The sequence below is a fragment of the Roseovarius sp. A46 genome, from assembly GCF_004126395.1.
Taxonomy (GTDB): domain Bacteria; phylum Pseudomonadota; class Alphaproteobacteria; order Rhodobacterales; family Rhodobacteraceae; genus Roseovarius; species Roseovarius nitratireducens.
The window spans coordinates 1-9,303 of record NZ_PVWS01000054.1; the positions used below are offsets into that span (position 1 = coordinate 1).

Genomic DNA, 9,303 nt, shown 5'->3' on the forward strand with positions numbered 1-9,303 from the left:
CGACCTCCAGCCGTCCAATGACCGGAGGTGCAAAGAAAATGCTTGCAATTCTGGCTGCGATTAGACGACTCGATCACACGCCGACAAGGTCAAAAGGTTCTTGCATCATGGGCGGCAACCAAAGAAGACGGTAGTCGTTCAGTTTTACGACTTCGTCAGAAATTACAATAAATTCAAAGGTGTACATAACCAAAAAGTAGAGGTGCCCAAGGGCCTCGAAGTAACCGCCGTACTTGACGGACAACAACGACTCACTGCTCTGAATATCGGCCTACGCGGGTCGATGCGATTGAAGCTAAAGGGAAAGCACAAGAAAATCCAGAGGCTTACCCGGTACGGTATCTATACATCGGTTCTATAATCAGCGCGGCACCGCCGAGCAGCACATAAAGGAAGGCAAATACGCCTTCCGCTGGACGCGGCTGTCATGCAAGCGGTTCCGCGACAACGAGGTGGGGCTGCAACTGCACGCGCTGGCCTATAACCTGGCCACCTTCCTGCGCTGCATCGAGCTGCCCGAGGCCATGGCCGATTGGTCACTGACCAGCCTGCAACTCAAGCTGATCAAGATCGGGGTCCGTGTCGTGCGCCACGCCCGCGCCATCACCTTCCAGTTGGCCGAGGTGGCCGTCACCGGCCCGATGGTGCGCGCCATACTCGCCGCCATCCGCCGATTGCGAGCGCCTCCGTCATGCGCGTGACCGCGATCCAGATCCAAACTGAACAAAATCGGCTCGACAGGTCTGTCTGACGCGCTGAAAAACGCCTCAGAAGGCACAGGATAACCCCGTCGCTTGGCCTGAAACACCCACAACCGGACGTCTGCGCCAGGCCAAGCGCGGTCCGGAGAGAGGAAATGCTTGACCGTACGGTCTCGTCCGGCGATCTTTCCGTCATGCCGCAGGCCACTTGGGGAATGTCGGGTAAACTGTTTGGAAGGGAAAATTATGACCACTATTCCAAGGAGAAACTGATGCCCACTGTTTATTTCAAGTCTTCCAACCCAGCGGTAGATGGGTCCATTACGTACAGTTCCAATCTCGCCCCCCAATTTGGCGGAACTTATACGGACGCATCGGCTTCCTTAACAATTAACGGTGATAATTTTAATGGATTTTTGACATTTCTTGTCTTTGACAGCTTAGCCCAAGGTGTTGGAGATTTTATAAGAATCACTGCCCAAATGCTTTCTGGCTCTAGGCAAATTCAAGTTGACTTTCAATTAGAATCGTCTGGGCCAAATACGTTCTCCGGCACCTCTATTCCCAGTGACTGGTCTTTAGCAGACTTCAACCAAGTCAGTTCAATAACCGTAAATGACCCTAGCGAGTTGGGGTTTTTTACTTCACAACTAACCTATTTTGATGAAATTCCTCCTACGACGCAAGAAAACAGAGATGATTCTGGCTTTCCAGATTTCAATATTATAAACGGCAACTCTGAAGATAATTCTATTATTGGAACACCTGAAAATGATCACATCTTTGGGTTTTCCGGTGATGACATTTTAGATGGAAGATACGGTAAGGATATCTTAGACGGCGGTTCAGGTGATGACGCTTTAGTTGCGGGTTTTGATGATGGCACTGGGGATACTTTTATTGGTGGGCCTGGACGTGATATTTACATTATTAGAGGGTCGGATGTAGAAGATTTTGTTGTAGAAATTGACCTTCTGCCTGGCTTTGATAATTATGGAAATACATTTTCTGGAATTGAAGATGTTTATGGTGGCACACAATCTGATTTAATTTATGGAGACAGTTCCGAAAACACGCTTTACGGGTGGCTGGGTAATGATACACTTTTTGGAGGTGGGGCTAATGACAGACTACATGGTGAAAACGGCGATGATTACCTAATAGGTGGTGCCGGCATTGACACGGCTGTCTACTCGGGCGACCAGAGCAGTTACACCCTGACGCTCAGCCCTACCTCGACCACGTTTACTGATCGGCGTGCAGACGGCAACGGCACCGATACGCTCAACGACATGGAGTTTTTGGACTTCGATACCGAGATACCGGCACTCGGCGGGAACCCACTGAACTTGGACATGTTTGGCGGGCCTACGGAACTCGGTGCTGACAAGTTCTCGGAATTAATTGAACTCTACATTGCCTATTTTAACCGAGCACCTGATGCACTTGGTCTGAACTTCTGGGCAACTAACTACAGCAAAGGGCAGTCGCTACAGGAAATTGCCACTCTCTTTCTCGACCAAGATGAGACCAGAGCCCTATATCCAGAAGGGACGTCTAATGCTGTGTTCTTGGAAGACGTCTACCAAAATGTCTTGGGTCGCGACTTTGACCAAGAAGGTTTCGATTTTTGGGAGAACGATCTGAATTCCGGTGCCATTGGGCGAGATGAGTTCATTTTCAAATTCCTTGATGGAGCACAGGGGTCAGATGTCGGCTTTCTGGAGAACAAGGTAAAGATTGGTACGTATTTCGCGGTTACCAAAGGGATGTCAGATGGTGAAAATGCTTCAGTTGTCATGGATTTATTTGATGGTACAGATGCGAGCATTGACGACGCCGTAGCAGCCATCGAAAACTTCTACACCGATGCACTGGACCCGACAGATGGCGAGTTCCTGATGCCCCTTGTCGGGGTGCTCGATGACCCGTTCGCCATGGCTTGAGCGACGGCAAGTTGATCAGAACCGGGGGTGGCTTTGGGCTCTCGACCGGCTTTTGCTGTACGTTACACGAATGGCCGCTGTCGAGAAATGGCCCTAGAGAACTTTTAGAAGCCTTCGAGTGAGCCAGTATCTTATGCGCCGTTTCTTCTGGTGTCCGCTCCTGAGCCGTTGCGATATCTGGTACATCTCCAATTCACTCAACTAATAGACGTTATATATTAATCGAATGTAGGGAGTCATTCGGCATTGTTGCAAAACTCAGGCCTGAGGCGTGAGTTCCCCTTGCCCCGCTGACGTCATGCCACGCGGACGATCTCGGCGGTTCCGAGGGCGGAGAAGCGGTTCATGAGGGCGATGCGGATGTGGATTTCGGCGGTCCGGCGGTCGGGGTCTCTCGCGGCGATACGCTCGCCGAAGGCTTTCAGGCAGCGCATCTTTGCCTCGATTCGGCTGCGGGCGTGATAGCTCGTCCAGCGCTTCCAGAAGGCTCGGCCATAGTATCGGGTGGCGCGCAGGGTCTCGTTTCTGGCGCGTGCCGCAGGGCAGTTCTCTTTCCACAAGCGTCCGTTCTTACGGATCGGGATGATTGGAACGGCGTCACGCTCGATGATGGCCTTGTGGCAGCGGCGCGTATCGTAGGCGCCATCGGCGGTCACGGTACCGATCTGTTCGTCCTCGGGGAGCTGGTCGAGCAGGTCGGGCAGCACGGGGCTGTCGCCGTCGCGACTGGGGGTGAATTCGACGGCGTGGATGTCGGACGTGGCCGGATCCATGGCCAGATGCACCTTGCGCCATTGACGACGGCCCTGCGTGCCATGCTTGCGCGCCTGCCATTCGCCATCGCCGAGGAACTTGATCCCAGTGCTGTCGACCAACAAGTTCAGCGGCCCATCGGCGCGGCGATACGGGACCTGCACCGCCAGGGTCTTCTGCCTCCGACACAGGGTGGAAAAGTCCGGCACCGGCCAGTCCAGTCCCGCAAGACGCAGCAGGCTGGCCACCATCCCGGCGGTCTGGCGCAAGGGAAGCTTGAACAGCACTTTGATTGACAGGCAGAACTGGATGGCCGCATCGGAAAAGACCGGCGGACGTCCGGGCCGGCCGTCACGCGGCGCGCGCCAGGTCATGTCCTTATCGACCCCGATCAGCAGAGACCCCCGTTTGCGCAGCGACGCGTTGTAGTTGGACCAGTTCGTCGTGCGATAGCGGGCAGGAGGGGGCTTACTCATGCAGCCCGTGTAACCGCATGGATTCGCAAAGTGAATCCTCCAAAGAACGAGTTCTGCAACAACGCCCAGCCACGTTGATGCGGTTGAGGGAAAACAGGAAGTCCATGCCGCGCGGCGTTTCCTCGGCTGATGAGGCCGCCATGCGGACATGCGGTCTTACAGCGAGTCAGGAAAGGTCTTGTCCATCAAGACGCGCGGGTAACACCAGTTGTATCCCATCGGCAACGCTCTGATAAGCGTGTCAAGCGCTATGAAATGGCGAACGGATCGTCTAGCACGCCCACAAGCGGCATCAGGAACTCGCCATCTGTCGGGTCCAGTGCATCAGCATGGTAGCTGTCGATAGCTGCGACAGCGGTGTTTATGCTCGCGTCTGTCCCGTCAAATAAATCCATGACGACTGCAGCATTGTCACCATCGGACATCCCTTTGGCAACCGCGAAATATGTGCCGATCTTTACCTTGTTCTCCAGAAAGCCGACATCCGACCCTTGTGCTCCATCAAGAAAGGTGAAGATGAACTCGTCTCGCCCAAGGGCACCGGAATCCAAGTGGTTTAGCCAAAAATTGAAACCTCCTTGGTCCAAGTCGCGGCCAAGGACATTTTGGTAGACGTCTTCCAAGAACACGGCGTTGGATGTCCCGTCCGGATAAAGCGCTCTGGTCTCGTCTTGGTCGAGAAAGAGGGTGGCTATTTCCTCCAGTGGTTGCCCGTTGCTGTATGCAGTTGCCCAGAAATTCAAACCCATCGCATCAGGCGCTCGGTTGAAATAGGCGATGTAGAGTTCAATCAGTTCTGAGAACTTGTCAGCACTGAGTTCCGTCGGCCCACCAAACATGTCCAAGTTCAACGGGTTTCCGCCGAGTGCCGGTATTTCGGTATCGAAGTCCAGGAACTCCATGTCGATGAGCGTATCGGTGCCGTTGCCGTCTGCACGCCGATCAGTAAACGTGGTCGAGGTAGGGCTGAGCGTCAGGGTGTAACTGCTCTGGTTGCCTGAGTAGAGTGCTGTATCGATACCGCCACCGCCGTTAAGTGTATCGTTGCCACCGTCGCCGGAGAAATGGTCGTCGGGGGAGCCCCCGATAAGGGTATCATCGCCGTCGCCGCCCGTAGCGACGATGCGTCGATCGGTTGCACTGCCGTCGACGTTATCGTCAGACACGCCACCTGTGAAATATACTGTGTTCGGCCCAATATCGGTTCCTGCAAGCGGGTCCAACGTCATTTTAAACGGTGCGTTGCCGGAGTAGAATTGCACGTTGGTGAAGTCATCTACGTAGAAGAGAACTTCTCCAGTGGACTGATCTCGCACCTCCACACGGTTTCCAGACGCGCCAACCTTCCAGTTAGTTGCGGTGAAGTCCGAGGAGGTAAGTTGCAGCTGTGGCGTCGACCCTGCGGTACTCGTGTCCACCGAAACTGAGAATCTTGGAGAAGTGCCTAACCCCCATTCAACATTTTTGGCCGCCGAAGCCTCAATACGATCAGGATAGATTGTACTTGCGAAAGGCTCTGAAATGAAACGAGTCGCCCCGATCGAAACATCTTTATCCGTTCGATTATCTTCACCATCTGCGATTTTCAAGAAAATATTTTCTGAAAATCCATCCAGGTAACTTGCGGCTGCTTGATAAAGCTCTATGTCATGCAGCTCGGCACGGGTGAAGTCTGCGTTATTGTTGATATCAACCAGGTAATGCTCATCACCTGCTCTATCAGTAAGAACCGTTGGAAGATCAATTGGATCTCCTAATATCTGAATGCTCGCAAAGTTATCAAGGTTGACCGGAGCATCATACAGACCCGGATTAGCAAAGCCAATGCCAACCACATTTCCGAGCGGTCCGAATTCTTGGACAAATTTCTGAGCCATCGCTGCGCCCAGACTGTGCCCTGTCACGTAGATTGTATGCTCCGGATCGGACAAGAACCCGGTGACGTCGAGTGTATCGAAGAGCGGTGCAAAGAGGTCGAAATGGCTGTCGATGGAAATATTTTGAACCCAGTCGATCAGCTGATCAGTCCCGGTGAAGGCGATTACCAAGGACTCTTCGTCCGGCGACCTTCCTACAATCGCGCTGCCGACGCCATCGATAGCGGGGAGGCGCCTTGCCACGATATCGGCGACAAGCTCGGCCATATTCTCTGGATCGAAGGCATTAATGAAATAGTTGCCAGTCATAAGTTCGCGATTGCCGAATGGGCTCGGAACAGAAAACGTCTGCTCCGAAAGGATCGTCCAGTCATCATCCAGTTCAGTTAAGATATTCCACTGATCGAAATACGCGGCTGCCGCAAAGTCCGCCAAGACACTCAGATTTTGCTGATGAAAGAGTTCGTCGGCTGAATCGAGCGGCAAGGGCCCTTGCATTTGTGACCCCGAAACGGACGCGACCACGCTCGTGTTAAAGTCGTCCTCGCTGTCAATGGCATTGAAGCCAACTTTGTCAGTGCCCGGCGGGCCAACGACGAACGCCCAGTCGTCGATTTGATCGATTGGGCGCACGTAGACCACGTTCGGTTCCGTAGGTTGACCGAGATAGGTGAGATATCCGCCCTCTCGCGTGCGATCCTGGACCGCGAAGCTGACGATGTCCGATAGCCCATCCGGGTCGCTGTAACTGAACAGACCGGTCAGCGGGACCACTTCGTCCGGGTCACCGATGTAGTCGGTCGCCTCGGCGACAGGTCGGGAGTTGATCGGTTGCGGGACGGCCCCTTCCGCAGCAAGGCTGACAGAATAGGCACCGGTATCGTCCCACCAGGCTCCGCCACCGCCTGCGCTGATCGCGAGGTAGTAGGTCTGCTGTCCGCTTCCGGGAGCGTCGAAGACGAACTCGGGGGTCGCGCCGCCCTCATCCCGGATTTCCGGCGACAGCGTATTCCCTTGCGCGTCTATCAGACGAATGAACGCCTCATCGAGAGTGTCGCCAAGATTCACGTCGGCGTCGGCGCTGAATGTGTAGCGTTGCCCACCAGTCAGAATGACCCGGAAATAGTCCGCATCGATGTACTCGCCGCTGACGTCGTCCTGCTGAATCTCGCCGAAGACCGTAGCGCCGACAGCGATCGCTGCATTTGTCGATGTATTGGCCGCGATATCGGTCGTCGTGACTGGCCCGTCGTCGGTGAACCTGACCCGGAAATCTCCAGTTGCGGTCCGGAAATCACTATCGTTCGTGTCGCCTGCGCTGACCGCTAGGTAGAAGGTCTGGCTGCCAGACTGACCCGACGTGCCATAGGTAAAGTTCGGCGCGCTTCCCTCTCCCTCTATTGATCCGCCGATCTCGTTTCCAGCGCTGTCATACAGCCGGATGAATACGAGCCCCGTGCTCAGCGAAAGGGATTGCACGTCAAACGTATAGGACCGATTCGCATCCAGCGTCACGCGATACCAGTCCTTGTCGATGAAGCCGCCCTGGCCATCCGAGTCCGGCCCCTGCAGCCCCGGCCCGTCTCCGGCGATCGGTTCCGCATCGATTGTGTCGGTGCGCCAGCTGCCTTCGCTCAAGATCGCAGTCGTGTCAGTGCCCTCGCGGACATCATCGGAACTGGGCGCGGAAGTTGCCGTGATGGTATGCAGCGCCTCGTTGCTGATGTTGCCGCTGAAGTCACGCGCCTCGAATGAAAATTGGTCGGTGCCGGTCCCGACGGTATAGGTCAGCAGGTCAAGGTTGTCGTAGTTCAGCTCGAACTGGTTGCCGGCACCCTCCGGGTCAATGACCGTCCCGTTGAAGCGCCAGACCGCGCCGGGCGCATCGGAGGCGTCGTAGACCAGGATGTTCTGGATGTCCGACGATCCATCCGGGTCAGTCACCGAAATCAGATCGGTCCCGGTCAGAACCGTGCCCGCCGCGTAGCTCGATACAGCCTCGATCGTGATCACGGGAGGGTCATTGACGATCGCCGTGATGGTATGCAGCGCCTCGTTGCTGATGTTGCCGCTGAAGTCACGCGCCTCGAATGAAAATTGGTCGGTGCCGGTCCCGACGGTATAGGTCAGCAGGTCAAGGTTGTCGTAGTTCAGCTCGAACTGGTTGCCGGCACCCTCCGGGTCAATGACCGTCCCGTTGAAGCGCCAGACCGCGCCGGGCGCATCGGAGGCGTCGTAGACCAGGATGTTCTGGATGTCCGACGATCCATCCGGGTCAGTCACCGAAATCAGATCGGTCCCGGTCAGAACCGTGCCCGCCGCGTAGCTCGATACAGCCTCGATCGTAACTTCCGAGGGCTGGTTCGCAACCACATCAATGAAAAAGCTCTGAATGTTGTCGCCGATGTTTGATTCATCGACGCTGTCATTGTAGTCAGTCTTGATTAGGAGCTCATACCGACCGGCCGCAAGGTCAGACGGCAGCGCAAAAGAAAGTGTCTCGTTTGTATTCGTACCTCCTGCAGACAGCGAGCCTGTGGGGTTCGTCTTGACGAGTTGTGCAGTGCCGTTACGAACGAGATAGAGTCCCAGAACACTGGAACTGGCACCCCCTAGCCCATCGTTCTCAACATCGACAGTGACGCTGAAATTGTCACCAGCCGAGTACGGCGTAGTAACGAGCTCGCCCTCGCTGATGTCCTGGCTACCCACATCCACGTCGGCTATGGTGAGGTTGGGAAGTGGTGGCGGAACATCGACAATGGTAACCGCGGTATTTGGAAGGGACGCAAGCTGCGTACTGCCGTTTGCAGCATACAGCAATGCGCCGAAAGCTTCCGATTGGCCGACGGATTCGCTTGTATCTTGGTTTATTACAATGTCGATTGAACGAACAACCGTGCCCGCTCCGAAAAAGACTGGGATATCGAGCGGCTCCCCGCCACCGGTTGTTTCGTAGTCACCCTCACCGTAGGTCGCTGTGCCTTGTCGTGTTGAAAACAAAAGTGTTTCAGATGTTGATGCGTCTGTTCGCTGGATCCAGAAGCGGACCGTGTCGCCTTCCGAGACGGACGCGGTGGTCTGAAAAAGGTTCTGCACATAAATATTGTACGACACGATATTCTACCACGCTGAAGCTACTTCGAGAACGTATTTTCCCTTTGATCAGGCGGTCCCGAATATTCTGGAAAAGAGCTTTCCCTCTGCAAAATTTTCGCACTACGTAATTATTTTTGCTTCGACGTTGATAATTTCTAGGTCAACAATCATGTGCAGCATACCGCGAAGCAATTTTCACGTGAGCTGGGTCATCAGTTCTGTTACCTTGCCCGTCGCTAGACTTCAGTGTCAACAAAAAGTTAACGTCCCGCCGATGGCCACCACTCGCACGAGGATCCTCAAACCGGTTCGCGTTCCATCGTTCGCACATGGAGTAATCGCGGGAGTGAGTCGCCCTAACGACCGGTCGGACTTGGAGGGTGGCTGTTCCCCGATAAGATGGAAGTACGGGCTCACGGCTGGAAGCCGGGCCCAAGCATCTGATGGAGAA

General features: G+C 54.7%; 3 protein-coding genes and 1 pseudogene. 2 read left to right on the forward strand and 2 right to left on the reverse strand.

From position 1 onward, the window contains the following. Positions 1-350: 350 nt before the first annotated feature. Both C6W92_RS16965 and C6W92_RS16970 read left to right on the forward strand, forming a co-directional pair. A pseudogene (locus C6W92_RS16965) lies at positions 351-701 on the forward strand (transposase); the annotation flags it as partial. A gap of 155 nt (positions 702-856) precedes the next feature. Beyond that, entirely contained in the window at positions 857-2,647 is a 1,791-nt protein-coding gene (locus C6W92_RS16970; RefSeq protein ID WP_129435267.1) for a DUF4214 domain-containing protein, read from the forward strand. A 296-nt stretch (positions 2,648-2,943) separates the two neighbouring features. Here C6W92_RS16970 and C6W92_RS16975 read toward each other — a convergent pair whose 3' ends face one another. Further along, positions 2,944-3,876 carry an IS5 family transposase gene (locus C6W92_RS16975; protein WP_129435269.1) on the reverse strand — a complete coding sequence of 311 codons (933 nt, stop codon included), beginning with the start codon at positions 3,874-3,876 and terminating at the stop codon, positions 2,944-2,946. 248 nt (positions 3,877-4,124) lie between these two features. Next, positions 4,125-8,870 carry a DUF4214 domain-containing protein gene (locus C6W92_RS16980; protein ID WP_129435271.1) on the reverse strand — a complete coding sequence of 1,582 codons (4,746 nt, stop codon included), beginning with the start codon at positions 8,868-8,870 and terminating at the stop codon, positions 4,125-4,127. Between the last annotated feature and the right edge of the window lie 433 nt (positions 8,871-9,303).

Coding starts and splice junctions, on each gene's coding strand:
- C6W92_RS16970 (WP_129435267.1), top strand. CDS start 857: ATGCTTGACCGTACGGTCTCGTCCGGCGATCTTTCCGTCATGCCGCAG.
- C6W92_RS16975 (WP_129435269.1), bottom strand. CDS start 3,876: ATGAGTAAGCCCCCTCCTGCCCGCTATCGCACGACGAACTGGTCCAAC.